The following is a 17,515-nucleotide window of genomic DNA, read 5'->3' as shown; positions in this document are numbered from 1 at the left end:
GGTAAATATTTTTTATTCTAATCAAGGCAGATTTGAAGAGCATAGCTAAAGCTACTTGATGAAAATCTAACGAAGAGTAGAATAAAAAAGATAAGATAAAATATCCGTTTTCTTCTTTCCAGGTACTTCTAATCAAATTTAACCTCTCATCAATAAAAAATCTATCTATCATGAAAAATATCATTGAAAACAACAGCATTATCAATTCATTAATCAATTTCTTTAGTAAGCCAAAATCAGAAACAGAAGGTCAAGTACCGGAAGGATTATGTCCAAACTGCTGGGGGAAACAAGAGTATGATAATAAGTTTAGAGAATTAAGAGAAGATAAACAGATCAATGTCAATAATCATAAGGAGAATTATTCTTTCATTAAAGAATTTATGGTCAATAACCTTGATGGTATTCAACTTATCAGAGAAAAAGACAGTTTAACTTGTCCTATATGTCTGTTAAGACATGAAGAAAAAGAAATAAAGTAGTAAATTATAACGAGGACTTGGGCATGTGTAAAATCACATGCCTTAGTGCTTTACTTCATCACCCACTTAACTTCTTATTTCACATGGCTCAAAAAAAATGGTATAAAGTTTTAGACCACACTTCTCAACTGAATGAAAATAGAGTAATGACAGTTGATGCAGGACATCAACAATTATGTCTTACACATTTTGAGGGGAAATTTAATGCAATCACCAATAAATGCCCTCATCAAGGTGGACCGCTTGGAGAAGGTTCAATCGAAAATGGAAAATTAAGATGTCCTTGGCATGGCTGGGATTTCAGTCCTTGCGGTGGTGACTCTGATGGATTTGATGATGGTCTTGCTTCTTTTAAAACCAAAATTGAAAATGATGCTGTTTATGTGGAAGTAGAAGAAGAAGCTCCTCATGAAACCACTGTCACTGATATTATGGCTGAAACTATGGTGAATTGGGGTGTTGATAGAGTGTTTGGAATAGTTGGTCATTCTAATTTGGGATTGGCTGATGCTTTTCATCGATTGGAAGACAGTGGGCAACTAAAATTCTTTGGAGTGAGGCACGAAGGGGCTGCCGCATTTGCCGCTTCAGCATATGGAAAACTGACGGGTAAACCTGCGGCTTGTTTTGGAATAGCAGGTCCTGGCAGTACCAATATGTTTACAGGAATGTGGGATGCTAAAGTAGATCGAGCACCTTTATTAGCTTTATCTGGTCAAGTGGCCACTCAAGTAGTAGGTACAGGAAATTTTCAAGAAGTGGATTTAGTCAGAGCTTTTCAAAATGTTGCTGATTTTAACCAAAGAGTAGAATCCCAAAGTAAGCATTCTGAATTAATGACGCTTGCCATCAAACATGCTCTTTTAAACAGAGATGTTTCCCACCTCACCTTTCCGGATCAAGTACAAACTATTCCTGCCGGAAATCAAAAGGCTTCTTCTCCAAAAGGAAGAATTGCCTCTCTCAAAATCGCTCCTCCCGAAGAAAGTCTGCAAGAAGCAATTGAAACTATCAAAGAAGCCAAACGGCCTGTTATTATCGTCGGTCATGGAGCTCGTTTTGATATGGATAAAATCACAACTTTGGCGGAAGGGTTATCTTGTCCGGTGATGACGACTTTTAAAGGAAAAGGTCAGATTTCAGATCAACATCCATTGGGCTGTGGTGTTTTAGGTAGAAGTGGTACTCCTATCGCTTCTTGGTTTATGAATGAAGCAGATTTATTGGTTGTCATTGGAGCTTCTTTTTCAAATCATACGGGCATCACTCCAAAACTGAAAACCATACAGATCGACTTTGATCCTCTTGCTTTGGCAAAGTTCCACTCTGTTGATATTCCTGTGTATGGAGAAATTTCTAGAACCATGGAATTACTGTTGGATAATTTAGATGATTTCAAATCGAATAAAATATCAAGAATAGACGAAATTTCGGAAAGGTGGTCGATTTGGAGAGCTGAAAAAGAAAGAAGGAAATTGGAAGATAATCATCATGGAATTAGCTCCATAGAGATCTTTTCCCAGCTTACTCAAACTGCTCCTAAAAATGCCATTATGTGCGTGGATGTGGGAAATAATGCTTACTCTTTCGGGAGATATTTTGAAACCCAAGAGCACACATTTCTGATGTCGGGTTATCTTGGTTCCATTGGTTTTGCACTTCCAGCAAGTATGGGGGCATGGTCAGCGGTTGGTGATGACAGACCTATTATAGCTGTTGCTGGAGATGGAGGATTGTGTCAATATCTTGCAGAAATCACCACTTTGGTTAAGTACAATATGCCGATCAAAGTGATTGTCATTAATAATAATGAGTTAGGTAAAATTTCTAAAGAACAAAGAGCTGGCGGTTGGGATAAATGGGCTACTGATTTGGTAAACCCTGATTTTGCCGCTTATGCTAAAAGTTGTGGTGCTTTAGGAATAAAGGTAACTAATAAAGAAAAACTCACGGAAGCCTATCAGAAATTATTTTCTCATCAAGGTCCTGGATTGCTTGAAATTGCTGCTGATGTGAAGTTGATATAGTTTAATCATCATAAACCCATGAATTAATTCATGGGTTTATGATGATGTTATTTATGACTTCAACAACTCATCAGCAAATGCCAAACACCCTTTGATTTTCTCTACCTCAGGATCAGGATCTTTATAACTCCAAACAGCATTTTTAAACTCATGCTCTCCTACCTTAATATGATAATAAGTTGCAGTATTTTTGAATAAACAAGAGCTTCTAAAATCAGATTCCACAAGGTATTCAAATTTCACAGATGAAGGAGGGAAATAAATTACACCGCAGTCTTCAACAGTTTGATCACTTTCTGCAATCAATACTTCTTGATATACTACTTTCATAGACTTAATTTTACCTCTTAATACCCCGCAAACCTAATATTAGTCAGTTGGTGTATTTTATAATCTAAAGTGGATAAATCTGAGAAATTAAAACCCTTAAAATCATTATGACCACAGGCTCTTGCTACTACTTTCATAAGATCTGTAGAAGCTTCAAAGAAATTGGAAAGTTGATTGGCTGACTTAATAATATTTATTCTTTGTCTCAAATGATCTTTTTGAGTTGCAATACCTACTGGACAGTTATTGGTAGAACAAGCTCTCATGCCTAAACAACCGATGGCTTGCATTGCTGAATTTGAGATGGCGATGGCATCGGCTCCCAACATTAATGCTTTCACAAAATCATCTGCTACTCTCAAACCACCTGTAATTATTAAAGTGACGTCATTTGCACCTACTTTATCCAAATGTCTGCGTGCTCTTGCCAATGCCGGTATTGTAGGTACATTGATATTGTCTTTCAGAATATTGGGTGCAGAGCCAGTTCCTCCTCCTCTACCATCAAGGATAATATAATCCACTCCCACTGCTAAGGCAAAATCAATATCTTCTTCAATTCTTGATGCTGCCATTTTAAAACCTACAGGAATTCCACCTGTTTTTTCTCTTACTTCTTCAGCGAATTGTTTAAAGTCATCTACGGATTTAAAATCAGGAAATGCAGCAGGGGAAATAGCCGACTGTCCTTTTTCTAACCCTCTTACTTTAGCGATTTCTTCCGTTACTTTACTTCCTGGCAAGTGTCCTCCTGTCCCTGTCTTTGCCCCTTGCCCTGCCTTAAAATGAAACGCCTGTGCTTTTTTCACTTTCTCCCAAGAAAAACCAAACTTACCCGAAGCTAATTCATAAAAATATTTAGAATTTTCAGCTTGTTCACCTGGCAACATACCGCCCTCTCCACTACAAATTCCTGTACCTGCCTTTTCTGCTCCCATTGACAAAGCAATTTTAGCTTCTTTTGATAGTGCCCCAAAACTCATATCTGAAACAAAAACAGGTATATCAAGGACAAGCGGTTTTTTCGCTTTTTTTCCGATCACAGTTGTAGTAGTGACTTCTTCCCCATCTAATAATGGGCGTTTTGAGAGCTGGGCCGGAAGAAACTGAATTTGTTCCCATTTTGGCAAGGTATTACGGTCCACTCCCATAGAAGAAGACGGTCCATGCTTACCAATTTTACTTAACCCCTCTTTTGCCAATTGCCGAATATAACCTGTGTATGGTTCAGTATCCTCTGGATGTGTATCTGCATATTGACCTAAATATTCATCTCTGTTGAAGGGTTGAGGATACACCGTTAAATAAGCATCAATTTCCTCTTCATCAACATACAATATACCGTCTTCAATAATTTCGGTGAATTTATGTAAAGCTTCCTCATTATTATACTCACTCACTCCAGTATCATATCTGTAGTCCCAGCCGTGCAATCCGCAGATTAAATTATGACCAACTATAGATCCATCGGCCATTAATGCTCCCCTATGCAGACACCTTCCATACAATACAGAGACATTGTTATCGTATTTTATAACGACAAGATCCAAACCGTTTACTTGAAATGCTTCAGGTGTTTTTTCAGAGAGTTGAGCTACTTCTACTAGTTTTACTTTTTTCATTAGCGTGGGTATTTTAAGTACTGGAAAAAGTTAGTAAACTTTTTTAATGAAGAATGTAGAATTATGGTTCGTAAAATGGTTATTAGGTGGTTTTTAAACCATAACAAGAAGCATAATTCTTCATTCTTCCCTCTTCATTCAAAGCATTCCATTTCTTTTGTCCTAGTACTTATATATTTAAAATGAGAAATTTCTAATTATTAAAATAATAAATTTCAGTTGAATAATTGATGTAATTACTTAAAATAACTTTCTATGAAGAATAGAATTTCACCAATCCTATAACATAGAATAGAACCAATCCACATGAAATCCATTAAAACAGAAACCTAAAAGTTCATAAATGCCATTATTTTGGCAAAAACATAAAGTAATTCAAAAATCTATAACTATATTTACATTTATTCAATTTTATTTAATGACTTCTAAAATGCTAGAAAAAGTAGTCTGGGATGAGAAATGGTCCGAGATAGCATTAAACTCTTCTTCAGATCTAATATTTTGGTTGACTGAAGATGGACACATCGATAAATGCAATGATTCTTTCCATGAAAAATGTGGTTACTGTGAAAATGACTTAGGTAAAATATCTATTCTCGATATTGATGAAAACCTTTCTAAACGTGAATGGAAAAAGATATGGAGTGAGTTAAAAGAAAATAAAACAACAAGTTTTGAGACAACGATTATAGATAAAAATGATCGTTATCTGGATGTTGAAATAAGTTTTACTGGAGTAAACATTGGCAATGGAATTATCTGTTTTACAAAGTGTCATGAAATAACAGAGATCATTCAATTAAGAGAACAACTAAATGAAGCTTTACAAGTAATTGGTGAAATCAATACCGGTGAAAGCACTCAGAATAAAGATCATGTTTCTACTTCAGAAGAAAAAAAAGCACTCTTAGAACAACTCCGTGATTTGCAAAGACATCATGAGTCTATTCTTCAATCTGCCGGTGAAGGGATCTATGGACTTGATACACAAGGAAGAACTACTTTTGCCAACGAAGCCGCTGTGAAATTGGTCGGTTACTCACTGGAGGAAATGATCAATGTTTCTCAACATGATTTAATTCATCATACAAAACCTGACGGCTCTCATTACCACAAACATGACTGTAATATTTATGCCTCTTTTAAAGATGGTAAAGTTCACCATAGTGATGATGAAGTTTTTTGGCGTAAAGATGGATCTTCATTTCCTGTAGAATATGTAAGCACGCCACTTTTTGACAATAATAATGAGTTGATTGGCGCTGTAGTTACTTTTAAAGATATAACGCATAGAAGAGAAACGGAAAAGGCGCTTAAAAAGACAAATCTTGAACTAACAAGAGCATTAAAAGAAGTCAAAGAATTAAAAGATAACCTAGAAGAGGAAAATCAATTCTTGCAGGAAGAAATCAAACTCAACAATAATTTTGAGGAATTAATTAGTGAAAGTGATGTTTTTAAAGAAAATGTTCTTGCTAAAATTGAACAAGTAGCTCCTACAAATGCCACCGTATTGATCTTAGGAGAATCCGGTACAGGTAAAGAACTGATTGCTAGAGCTCTTCATAATCATAGTACTCGAAAAGATAAACCTTTGATTAAAGTCAATTGTACTGCTTTGCCTGCTAACTTAATTGAAAGTGAATTATTCGGGCATGAAAAAGGTGCATTTACTGGTGCTGTTGCTAGAAAAATTGGACGCTTTGAGATGGCTGATGGTGGCACACTGTTTTTGGATGAATTTGGAGAAATCTCTCTTGACCTTCAAGTAAAGCTATTAAGAGTATTACAAGAGGGTGAGATTGAACGAATTGGCGGTACTGAAACTATAAAAATTGATGTTCGAATAATAGCAGCAACCAATGTCAATCTCGAAAAGGCTGTAAAGGACAAAAAGTTTAGAGAAGATTTATTTTATCGTGTGAATGTTTTCCCTATTCATGTTCCACCACTGAAAGAAAGATTGGAGGATGTACCTTTATTGGCTAGGCACTTTTTGAAAAAATACAACGAGAGGTTTAGTAAAAACATTCGATCGATTACAATCGGAACAATGAATAAATTGAAAAATTACCAATGGCCGGGCAACGTTCGTGAACTTCAAAATGTAATTGAAAGAGCTGTCATCATTTCTAATAGTTCGAAGTTGGAAATTAAAGGATTGAAAACGAACAATGTAGAAGAGGAAAAAAATGAAGTCTTGACCTTATCTGAGAACGAGAGAAAACATATTTTTAAGGTATTGAAAATGACGAATTGGAGAATCAGCGGAGATCGTGGTGCTGCCAAAATTTTAGATATTAATAGAACAACATTAGAAGCTAGAATGAAGAAGTTGGGGATTAAAAGGCCTTGATAAATATAGTATTATTATGATCTAACAATTAAATGACATTACTAAAATAGATAGTCTTACTGTTTGTAAAATTGAGCTTTTCAAATACTAATTCTTTATTGGAATCAACATTTTGAAAATGTCAATCATACAAACAGTATTTCATTTAAAATAACTTATAACCTAAATTAAAAGATACTCCGTTAAACTCAGATACAAAATCTTCATTTGTAGTAAATAGATTTCTGTCTGTATTATATCTAAATTCAAAACTAAATTTGTTATAAACATAACCGACGCCTATCATATAATTAAATAAAGGGCTTAATTCATACTTTGTTTTTTCATCATTCTTATCCAACTGCATATAACCTTCTATAGTCACAGTGGGTACAACTCCTAAAGCAAAAAATATTTGCTGAGCTTTATCCTTTTTCATAAAAGAATAGTACCTAACTCCTATAGGAATATCTATTGAATGATATTTAATGATAGATTCTCTGTTATTAATTGATGGGAAATATTTATTTAAATAATAATTATCTGTATGATTTGCATCATAATATGAATAGTAAGGATCAAGAAAAAGTCTAAATTTACCCTTATTAAAATTCATTGTCCATTCCAATTCCACACCCACAAGAATTGTATTTGTTGTTTCATACTTTTTATCTAAAAAAAGCCCCCTATTAACAATTGATGCACTTCTTATATTTAAACCTATTTTAATTGATAGATGAAGATTTCCATTATTATTTTTTGAAGTATCAGCTTCAGGTTTTAATTTATTTTTCCCAAAATATTTAACTAAAACTGAAATAATATCAGATTCTGAATATTCCAAATTAATAATATCATATATGTTAGCTGTTGGTATTATAGATTTTAATTGCTCTTGATAAAGTTTATTTTCAATTATTCTTTCTGGTCCACTTCTGTATTTTTTATAGATCAATTGCTCTAAAGTATCTGAATTTGAATGCTTTATAAAAAATAAATTAGAAGTACCATTTCTATATTTTAAAAGCGATATTTCACCGTTATATAATTTTTCTAAAAAAAGATCTTTTTCAACAAAATCAGGTTCTCTCGAATCAGAAACTTTAGGTCTACTCCCTGCATTTATAGCTAAAGAGACCTTATATTTTTTAAAAAATCTTCCTGCAACTGAAAATTCAATACAATCATCAATTACAGCTTCCTCATTTCCTTTTAATACAGTGATTTTTTGAGGGGTATTTATCCAATCCTTATTCTTGATTTGACACCTTACTGTATCATTAATATTTGTAATATAATATCCAGATTCAAATTCAATCTGAGCAAAAAGTGTAGAGTTAGTGATCAACACTAATAAAAAAATAAGTTTAAATAATTTCATAAGAATAAAGTAGCAATAGTTACCTAAAAAAGTATTGTAAATATATAATATATTACATAATATAAAAAGGTTTCTTACAATACTTTAGTCATAACAATACAATGCTATAAGTTTCAATTGATAATTGAATAGATTGTTTAATCAGATGGTGCGGATACTATGAGAAAAAAAGGCCACTACCTAAAAAAAATAGATAGTGGCTTAATACTGAAATCAGTTGCGAATTATTTTGTGTACATCGCAGCAATTTCGTTTTTATAGTTTTCGTTGATTGTCTTTCTCTTTAATTTCAACGTAGGAGTCATTTCCCCTTTATCTTGAGAGAATTCTTGAGAAAGAAGCGTGAAACGTTTTACTTTTTCAAATGGAGCCAAATCATGTTGCTGTGCCTCCACTCTCTTCTCAATCAACTTCTGAATATCATGATGATTCACCAATTCTTCTACTGAACCATATGAGATGCCATTTTCCTGAGCGTATTCTTTTAAGTTTTCATACGTAGGAACGATCAAAGCTGAAACGAAGTTTTTGCCATCAGCAATCACTGCAATCTGCTCCACAAAGTGATCTTTACCAATCTTACCTTCTACAACTTGAGGAGCAATGTACTTACCATTTGAAGTTTTCATCAACTCTTTGATTCTATCAGTGATCATCAAGTTGCCATCTTCATCAAATTTACCGGCATCACCCGTTTTGAAATAACCGTCTTCTGTAAATACTTTAGCAGTTTCTTCGGGTTTGTTGTAATAACCTTTCATCACTACATCACCTTTTACTAATATCTCGTCGTTCTCACCAATCTTCACATCAACATTTGGCATTTTTGTACCAATTGTATTCGGGTTGAAAGCACGGTCAATGTACCACGCAGTTACAGTAGCAGCAGTCTCAGTAAGACCATAACCCAATACTACTGGAATACCAATAGCATGGAAGAACTCACCAATTTCCGGATCAAGTTTAGCACCACCTGCAGGCATAAACTTAATGTTGCCACCCATCAATTTCTGGAATTTACTGAACACCAATTTGTTGGCGATCTTATGTTGGAATTTCAAGAAGCCCGATGGCGTTTCATTTTTTAGTTTGTGATGGAATACTGCTTTACCCACACCAATAGCCCAGTGGAACAACTTCTGTCTTGAAGGTGCTGCTTTAGCTACTTTTTCATGAATTGTAGAGTAGATTTTCTCGTAGAAACGAGGTACAGCACACATTACATTTGGTTTTACTTCCACTAATGCCTCTTTGATCAGCTTAGTATCTTCCAAATAGTTGTTTACTCCACCTTTATATAAAACATAAGTTGACCATGCTCTCTCGAAAACGTGAGATAACGGAAGGAAACTTAAGTTGATGTCTTTATCTGTAAATTCAATGAACTCATCGTGTGCATCAAACTGCTTTCCGAAATTATGATAATCCATCATTACACCTTTTGGTTCTCCAGTAGTACCTGAAGTGTAAATCAAGGTCATCAAATCTGTCAATGAAGCATCCTCTACTCTTTTTAATAATTCAGCTTCTTGAGATTTTTCACCTTTTTCAATGAAATCATCCCAAAGGATACCCAATTTATGTCCTCTTCTATGAATACTTGGCTTCATCGCTACGATCCACTCTAATGATGGACACTCTTCAGCAATTTCAGCCGCATTGTCGTATTGTTCTTGATCTCCAACAAAAAGTACTTTAATCTGAGCATCATTTACAATGTATGCTGCCTGTTTTGATGTACTTGTAGCGTAGATAGATACACTTACCGCTCTAATTTGTTGAGATGCAAAATCTGCAATTGTCCAGTTAGGCATGTTTTGAGCGTAAATACCTACTTTTTCCTGAACACCTACACCTGATGACAAAAGACTTAATGAAATTTTATCTATTTCTTCTGAAAAATCATTCCATGAGATACTTTCCCAAATCTGATCTGCTACACGAAATCTTACAGCATCTCTTTCTTTATACTTTGAAGCTTGTTGGCGAATTTTATGTACTAAATGTACTGTCTCTTTTGTCATGTGTGTGTATAAAAATATAAATATTTAAGTAATGAATTCAATTTGATTCATTTGACAAATACCTAAACAAGCTTCGCTTAAGTTTTGTGACAAAAAATCAGAAATAAAATTCTGAATAAAATTAAATAGCATTATTTTAAGATAATTTATTGTTTTAGGATTATTTATTTTACCTTTGTCAAAACTATTTACTGATACTTAAATAAGCCTAATTTTTAAATATGAACCGTAAATTCTTAATTCTACTATCTCTGGGCCTATTATCTGTTTTTGCTAACAGAGCTATTGCTCAAGAAAATAAATTCCTTTTGTCTTACAGCAGTTCTCAAGGTGTAAGTGATTTAAGGTACCTTGGATTGAATGGATTTCAATTGGAATGGCAATATCATTTCAAAAAACTTCCTATTTCTACAGGTCTCTCTGTAGGCTATCATATCTCAAAAGATAAAGAAATTATCGAGGTTCCTGTGCTTTATGGTGTTAACAATCAGCAGATGACAAATGTTAAATCAATGCCCGTTTTAGCACATATTAATTATTACTTTCTGAAAAGTAAATATTTAAGGCCTTACATCGGAATTGGGTTGGGTATGTACCGTCAATCACATGGTCTTGTAATCAGCACTAGAGATTTCCCAGGCAATGTGATGACAAGAGAAAAGACAGACTGGCGTATGGGTATTGCTCCTGAAGCAGGCATTTCTACAGAAGTTTTCTCTGCAGTAAGCATTTTTATTAGCCTAAAGTATAATTATATGCAAAATGAGATTGAAAGACTTAATTATAATAACGTATCTTTCAACTTTGGAATTATTTTTTAAATAAAATATTCAGATGAAGAAACTCTACATTATTATTCTAGGCTTATTATCGATGTTAAATGCATGTCAATCTCCAGAAGATATACCTTTAAAAACAGGAGTCTCACAACAACTAGCACAACAGCGTTTCAACAATATCAATAATGTAGAGTACGATTTGCATCTCGTACTTCCTGCTTCATCCAAAAAAAGAATCCAATCCACTTTACATCTAAGGTTTGATATAAAAGATAAAAACACTCCCATTGTTCTAGATTTTAGAACAGATTCTACTCGAATCAGCAACTTGATTGTTAATAATCAGCCTTCTGAACATTATTACAAACAAGAACATATTATTATCCCAACGGATCACTTAAAAAAGGGAGAAAATAGTATCTCATTCCATTTCATTGCTGGTGACCAATCTTTAAATAGAAAAGAGAAATATATGTATACGCTTCTAGTTCCAGACAGGGCTAGAACGTTATTTCCATGTTTTGATCAACCAGATATTAAGGCAAAATACATTTTGAGCTTAGATATGCCGGATCAGTGGGATGCCATTGCTGGTGAATACGGTACTTCAAAACAAACTGAAGATCGTAGAAAAGTCATTACTTTTGGGCAAACAAAACCAATCTCCACTTATTTATTTTCTTTTGTTGCAGGAGAATTCAAGAGAATTGAAAAAAAGGTGAATGGCAGAAAATATGCTATGCTTCATTTAGAAGAAGAGGATAAAATCAATGCGAATCAGGATCAGATTTTTGATTTACATGCCCAATCTGTACAATGGCTAGAAGATTACACTTCCATACCATTACCTTTTAACAAACTCGATTTTGCATTGATCCCTCCTTTCCAATATGGGGGAATGGAACATGTTGGGGCCATTCAATATAGAGCTTCTTCTCTAATACTTGATGAAAATGCAGGGCCTTCAGAAAAACTTCGCCGTGCTCAATTAATTGCTCATGAGGTGGCCCACATGTGGTTCGGTGATTTGGTGACCATGAAATGGTTTGATGATGTTTGGCTAAAAGAAGTATTTGCCAACTTTATTGCCGCCAAAGCAATCACACCTTCATATCCTGAGATCAATCATGACTTACAGTTTTTCCTTTCCCATCAATATAGAGCTTATGAAGTTGACAGAACTGCCGGCAATCACCCTGTTCAACAACAACTTGAAAATTTAAACTTAGCTGGTACTCTTTATGGTGCCATCATTTATTGTAAGGCTCCTGTTGTGATGGCTCAAATTGAATTACTAGTAGGTGAAGATAATTTGAAAAAATCTTTACAGATTTACCTTAAAAAGTACGCTTATGGAAACGCTACTTTTGACGATTTAATTGAAGTTATCTCCACTACTTCTAATGTGGATTTAAAAGACTGGGCTAATCTTTGGGTTAAAAATGAAGGAATGCCTCATTATAAACTTGAAAAAAGAGACAATCAGCTTTCTATTATTACAAAAGATTATAAAAAATCTCAGAAGATATTATTGGATGGAAAAGATGTTTTGTTAGATAAAGAAAACATCACTGTTGAGCTCCCTCAAGGTAGTTTCCCACTAGATCAAAGCGGTAAAAATTATGGTTATTTTGAACTAAGCATTGGCCTGATCAATGAGATCAAAAGTAACATTAAAAAGTATTCTGAAACTGAAAAAGCTATTGCTTATAGTACGCTATGGGAGAATTTCTTAAATGATAATCTCTACCTCGATGGGTATATCAATTTCATTTGGGAAAGAATGATTTTGGAAGAAAATTTACTTTTGAAAAAGCAGTTATCAGGGCAGTTTAATGAACTGTATTGGTATTATATCACAGCTCAAGAAAGGATAAATATAAGCGAAGCCTATTTCCATTTCCTTCAAAATCAAATTGAAAAAACAGAAAACAAGGCATTACAAGCTTTCTATTTTAATGTGATTAAACTTTTTGAGCATCAACCAAATCAATTGCCTTATTTGAATACCTTTCTGACTACCAAAAATACAACTCCTCGTCTCAATGATAGAGAAAGAATCAGTCTATTCATGAAATTGAGACTTGAGAAGCATCATCAATCGGAAGCATCATTAAACAAGGTTAATAAACTTCTAAGTTCTACTTATTATAAAGATTACCTAGCTTATATTGCTCCTGCAACAAGCAATGATGAAATTGAAAAAGATGCCTTTTTTGAAGGTTTAAAAGAAGCGAAAAACAGAGCAAATGAACCTTGGGTTGAAGCGGCGCTAAGTTTATTGAATCATCCATTGAATGCTGAAACCTCATTAAAATACATTCGTCCTACTCTTGGACTGTTGCCTGAAGTTCAGAAAACAGGAGATATTTTCTTCCCATACAATTATCTAAAAAGTTCTATTGCTAAAAGAAAAGAACAACAAGCTATTGATTGGGTGAATAGTTATTTAGAGAAAAATAATATTGATGTAAAACTGAAGAACAAAGTTTTACAGAATTTGGACCCTGTATTGAGGAGACAAACAACAGCAGAATAACCTCTGTATTGACATTCTTGGGTAGGCACATGAGCCTGCCCTTACTCTATTTTTATTAATTCCTTAAACTGATTTTTTTAAGGTATGTATCAGTTTCATTAAACTTGGTATCTGTATGCGTTAGGCTAAATTAAGAATTTTTTGATTCCATTAAACCATCAATGATCCTATACTTTTTCAACAAACAATCTTTCAACTAAAAACCAATAATTCCTCCTAAATCATTTGTTTTTTCCTCTTTCAAAACCTCAATGATAAAAAACACAAGCAACATCATATCAATAAGTATACTTGCTATATTCTTTGAAATTAAGGAATAAAATAAAAGGTCGGAGGCCTCTTGTAAATTGAAAAAAGTCTTGAAGGTTGAAAAGAGGATACTTATGATCAATATTACTTTCACAGAATTAAAAGAAGATTCCTTTAAGAAATAAAGAAAAAGGCCTGATGATAGATATAAAATCGAAATCACTACTCCTAAATACCCCAAGTTAACCTTGTTGATTCCATAATTAGCATCAAAAGAAAAAGAGGAGGTCAATTGAACGGAGGCTTGATCTTGACTGATTTCAATAATACTGTAATTTTCAAGGAAACGAATTTCAGTCAAATTATTGTAAAGCATATTTGTTCCAAACAAAATAAGAACTAGACTAAAAAAAGTAGTGGGTGATATGTTTTTAATATTTTTCATTTCTTCAATAGCAAATAGGATGTGAGAAATTAAACTTGAATTGCTATTCTTTGGGTTAGAGTATTTTTAAAATATACTCTTAAAGAAAAAACTTTTTAAATGATTTGAAAAGCGAAGCATATTATAATTTAAATAAAAAAGATTTCTTCAAAAAGTGAAAAACGAATTGAAACGAAATATTTACTGTCTATTCATCTACAACTACGTCCCAACTCTTATAATTCATATTTAGCTAACACTGATTCAAACAGGGCTCTTTGGAAAAAAATCTTTGTTTTTATACAACCCAAGGCACTAACTTCAATAATTACCCCCTTATTTTCATCAAAATTATACCCATACCTCCCCTGCATCATACTGTATATTTGGATTATGAATTATTACTAATTAGCAATCTAAGATGAAAATATTTTACAAACCTATATGCAAAGTTTTAGCATGCTTTTCTGTACTTGTATTAGCTCAGGAAACATCGGCTCAAACTGCAATCTCAATTGACTTTCAAACACAACGTTACTTAGAAGATGTATCTGAATTAGATCGAAAAAAATTCTTTAATCTACACATGATACCCAACAAGGATCATACGGATGATGACATGGAATTACTCAAGAATTGGGAGGTTACTCAGGGGCGTTCATTTTGGGGGGCATTTGGTAGATATAGTAACTATATCAACACAAATGGCGTTTTCCCTGGTGCTTCAACGGTAGAAAAAGAGGGTGCAAACAACGTAAAATATGCTAAAGAACAAGATCATTACAAACATATCTCACGTCAACTTGTAGTGACGGACCACCCTGTGTCAATGATCCGTATGGAAATGGATACTGAGGAAGCTGGAAAGTTTGCAGCACAATATTTCCAACATTTTTACGAAGACGCAACACGTCCTTATTATTACGAACCAGTAAACGAACCTTTTGTACACGCTGATGAATATACTGAAAATGGTAAGTATTCTGAAGCAGATGTAAGACGTAAAACAGCAGAATATTTTAAAGAAATAGGCAAGTCTTTCCAAGAGCAAGGTTTAGAAACAAAAGTCATAGGTTATTCTTCCGCTTGGCCATCAATGGAACTTTGGGATTTTGAACATTGGGAGTCTAGAATGAAAATGTTTATGGATGTAGCAGGTGATTATATGGCTGGTTTTTCTACTCACCTTTATGACGGCATTAATGTCACAGGACAGGACACAGAACGGTCAGGCAGTAATGCAGATGCAATTCTTGACTTGATTGAGACTTATAGTTATATCAAATGGGACTCCGTGAAGCCCCACGCAATTACTGAATATGGTGGCATTTCAAGCGGATATGGTGATACCTATACTGATGTAGAAAGTATTCAGACTGTTCGCTCTATCAATCATATTATTTTTGGTTTAATGGACAGAGAAGATCGTTTAATGATCTCTATTCCATTTATTACTGGTAAATCTCCATGGCATTGGGGTGCTGATTTTGAACCTTATGGAGCGGACTTATGGCGTCCTGTAAAGTCGTCAATCGTCAATGGAGAACCTACTGAGTTTTTATTAACTGCAAAGAAAGATTTCTTCCATCTTTGGGACAATGTAAAAGGAAAACGTGTCCGTTGTTCTTCCTCTAATCCAGATATTTTTGTTCAAGCTTTTGTGGATGGAAAGACCGCATATATCTGTTTGAATAATATTGACACTAAAAATCAGGATGTTGCTTTACAGTTTGTTTCTTCAATGGGCGATTTCCAAAAAGTCAATAAGAGAAGCTTAAAGATCTATCAAAATGAAGATCCTATTTATAAAGATGAAGACCTTACTGAAGTACCTTCTAGTATCAGTATTGAGCCACATGAAACAATAGTATTAACATATACGCTTGACCGTGAGGTAACATTCAGCAAAAAAGCTATAAGAAAAGAGTATTACTCTAAAACATACATGCAGGATATTAAGGCCAACAACAAAATGACATTCGCATTTAACGGTGTTACTGATCTTTCGATGGAGGGTGAAGCAAGATTGAGAATGGCCATTGGTAGAAAGCATGACATGTCTAAAAAGCCTAGAGTAAAAATTAATGGTGTAACACTAAACAGTTTATCAAACTGGAAAGGTTACGACCAAGCAGACAGAGAGGATTTCTTTGGAGTTATTGAAGTCCCTGTACCTTACAAATTACTGAAAGCTAACAATTCAGTAGAATTGAGTTTTAGTGATGAAGGCGGTGCTGTAAGCTCTGTGGTATTATCTGTCAATAGTATTCATAATTTTGGCAACAGATTCCCATTCAATGGAAGTCGTTATGAGTTACCACAAAAAATTGAAGCCGAAGACTTTGATATTGGTGGACAAGGTATCGGTTACAATTCGTTAGATGGTATCAATAATTCAAAACAATACCGTTTATCTGAAGGAGTGAATATCCAAAAAAATACTGAAAACTTTGAAATTCTTCTTGAAGAAGGTGAATGGACTTCCTACAGTATAGATGTTCCAGAAAATGCCACTTATACCCTATCAGTATCAGGAAAAACAACTTCGGAAAATGCTAAGGTCGCATTGATGTCACACAATGAAGTTTTAGGCAAAGTTATTACTATCAATACTACTGATAAAACCAATTTTGAAACTACAGTAGAGCTTTCAGCTGGGAAATACCCTATTCAAATTTTCTCAGTAATAGGAACAGCAATAATTGATTTTATTGAACTGAGCAACGCTCAAACTCTTTCTGATGCAATTGATTTCACATCTTCAAACACGGAAATCAAAATGGGAGAAGTCAATACTTTTGAAATTGAGTACACTGCATCTGAAGATAGAGACATTATTATTGAGCTTTGGGGTGATGCATTTTTACTTGGTCAATCCAAAGTTAGCGTTGAAAAAGGTTCATCAAATATCAGTGTAGATATGAATATTTTTGCTGAACCTTTGAACTATGATCAAGTAGAAGTAGTAGCAAAAGTTGTCAAATCAAACAGTTTGAATGGCATGTCATTGGCTGAAGCAGTGATGACAGACTTTGAATTTGACCCAGTGCTTTCAATTGGAGACGAATTAACCACAGAAGAAAATATTACTGTTTTCCCTAATCCTACTCAAAGCCAACAATTGATGAGTATCAAAGGAAACAGCAAGATTTATAAAATTGAGGTATTAGACACAAATGGAAAGATTTACGATCAATTTGACTATCCAATCCCTCATACTCAAGTAAACTTCAAACTAACAAACCAGTACTCTAAGGGGATTTATCTAATTAGGGTTTATGGTGAAAAAGAAAACTTCATTAAGAAAATTCTAATACAATAAG

Annotated in this window: 11 protein-coding genes; 6 read left to right on the top strand and 5 right to left on the bottom strand. The window is 33.9% G+C overall.

The window, feature by feature from the left end:
* The first annotated feature begins 170 nt into the window (after positions 1-170).
* Complete coding sequence (locus AVL50_RS10735; protein ID WP_063850657.1) at positions 171-482, top strand: hypothetical protein; 312 nt, start codon at positions 171-173, stop codon at positions 480-482.
* Between the two features lie 83 nt (positions 483-565).
* Positions 566-2,509 (top strand): thiamine pyrophosphate-binding protein, encoded by a 1,944-nt coding sequence (locus tag AVL50_RS10730; RefSeq protein ID WP_062616495.1) that lies wholly within the window; start codon positions 566-568, stop codon positions 2,507-2,509.
* A 51-nt stretch (positions 2,510-2,560) separates the two neighbouring features.
* On the opposite strand, the gene AVL50_RS10725 is transcribed toward AVL50_RS10730, so the two are convergent.
* Both AVL50_RS10725 and AVL50_RS10720 read right to left on the bottom strand, forming a co-directional pair.
* Positions 2,561-2,839: a DUF427 domain-containing protein gene (locus AVL50_RS10725; RefSeq protein ID WP_062616494.1), complete on the bottom strand. Its 279-nt coding sequence runs from the start codon at positions 2,837-2,839 to the stop codon at positions 2,561-2,563.
* Between the two features lie 17 nt (positions 2,840-2,856).
* Complete coding sequence (locus AVL50_RS10720; RefSeq protein ID WP_062616493.1) at positions 2,857-4,461, bottom strand: glutamate synthase-related protein; 1,605 nt, start codon at positions 4,459-4,461, stop codon at positions 2,857-2,859.
* A gap of 430 nt (positions 4,462-4,891) precedes the next feature.
* On the opposite strand from AVL50_RS10720, the gene AVL50_RS10715 reads away from it, so the two are divergent.
* Positions 4,892-6,817: a sigma 54-interacting transcriptional regulator gene (locus tag AVL50_RS10715; RefSeq protein ID WP_172826813.1), complete on the top strand. Its 1,926-nt coding sequence runs from the start codon at positions 4,892-4,894 to the stop codon at positions 6,815-6,817.
* Positions 6,818-6,962: 145 nt separating this feature from the next.
* Here the strand turns inward: AVL50_RS10715 and AVL50_RS10710 are convergent, their stop codons facing one another.
* Both AVL50_RS10710 and AVL50_RS10705 read right to left on the bottom strand, forming a co-directional pair.
* Positions 6,963-8,177: a hypothetical protein gene (locus AVL50_RS10710; protein WP_062616492.1), complete on the bottom strand. Its 1,215-nt coding sequence runs from the start codon at positions 8,175-8,177 to the stop codon at positions 6,963-6,965.
* A gap of 224 nt (positions 8,178-8,401) precedes the next feature.
* Entirely contained in the window at positions 8,402-10,201 is a 1,800-nt protein-coding gene (locus AVL50_RS10705; RefSeq protein ID WP_062616491.1) for a long-chain fatty acid--CoA ligase, read from the bottom strand.
* A gap of 221 nt (positions 10,202-10,422) precedes the next feature.
* On the opposite strand from AVL50_RS10705, the gene AVL50_RS10700 reads away from it, so the two are divergent.
* Both AVL50_RS10700 and AVL50_RS10695 read left to right on the top strand, forming a co-directional pair.
* Complete coding sequence (locus AVL50_RS10700) at positions 10,423-11,022, top strand: outer membrane beta-barrel protein (RefSeq protein ID WP_062616490.1); 600 nt, start codon at positions 10,423-10,425, stop codon at positions 11,020-11,022.
* 13 nt (positions 11,023-11,035) lie between these two features.
* Complete coding sequence (locus AVL50_RS10695) at positions 11,036-13,519, top strand: M1 family aminopeptidase (protein ID WP_082795753.1); 2,484 nt, start codon at positions 11,036-11,038, stop codon at positions 13,517-13,519.
* Positions 13,520-13,715: 196 nt separating this feature from the next.
* Here AVL50_RS10695 and AVL50_RS10690 read toward each other — a convergent pair whose 3' ends face one another.
* Complete coding sequence (locus tag AVL50_RS10690; protein ID WP_062616488.1) at positions 13,716-14,144, bottom strand: hypothetical protein; 429 nt, start codon at positions 14,142-14,144, stop codon at positions 13,716-13,718.
* Positions 14,145-14,613: 469 nt separating this feature from the next.
* Here AVL50_RS10690 and AVL50_RS10685 point away from each other — a divergent pair, with 469 nt between their 5' ends.
* Positions 14,614-17,514 carry a T9SS type A sorting domain-containing protein gene (locus AVL50_RS10685; protein WP_062616487.1) on the top strand — a complete coding sequence of 967 codons (2,901 nt, stop codon included), beginning with the start codon at positions 14,614-14,616 and terminating at the stop codon, positions 17,512-17,514.
* The last annotated feature ends 1 nt before the right edge of the window (position 17,515 follow it).

This window comes from Flammeovirga sp. SJP92 (genome assembly GCF_001583495.1).
Classification (GTDB): Bacteria; Bacteroidota; Bacteroidia; order Cytophagales; family Flammeovirgaceae; genus Flammeovirga.
Note: the sequence above shows the minus strand (reverse complement) of the source record. Positions and strands in the feature narration are given on the sequence as shown.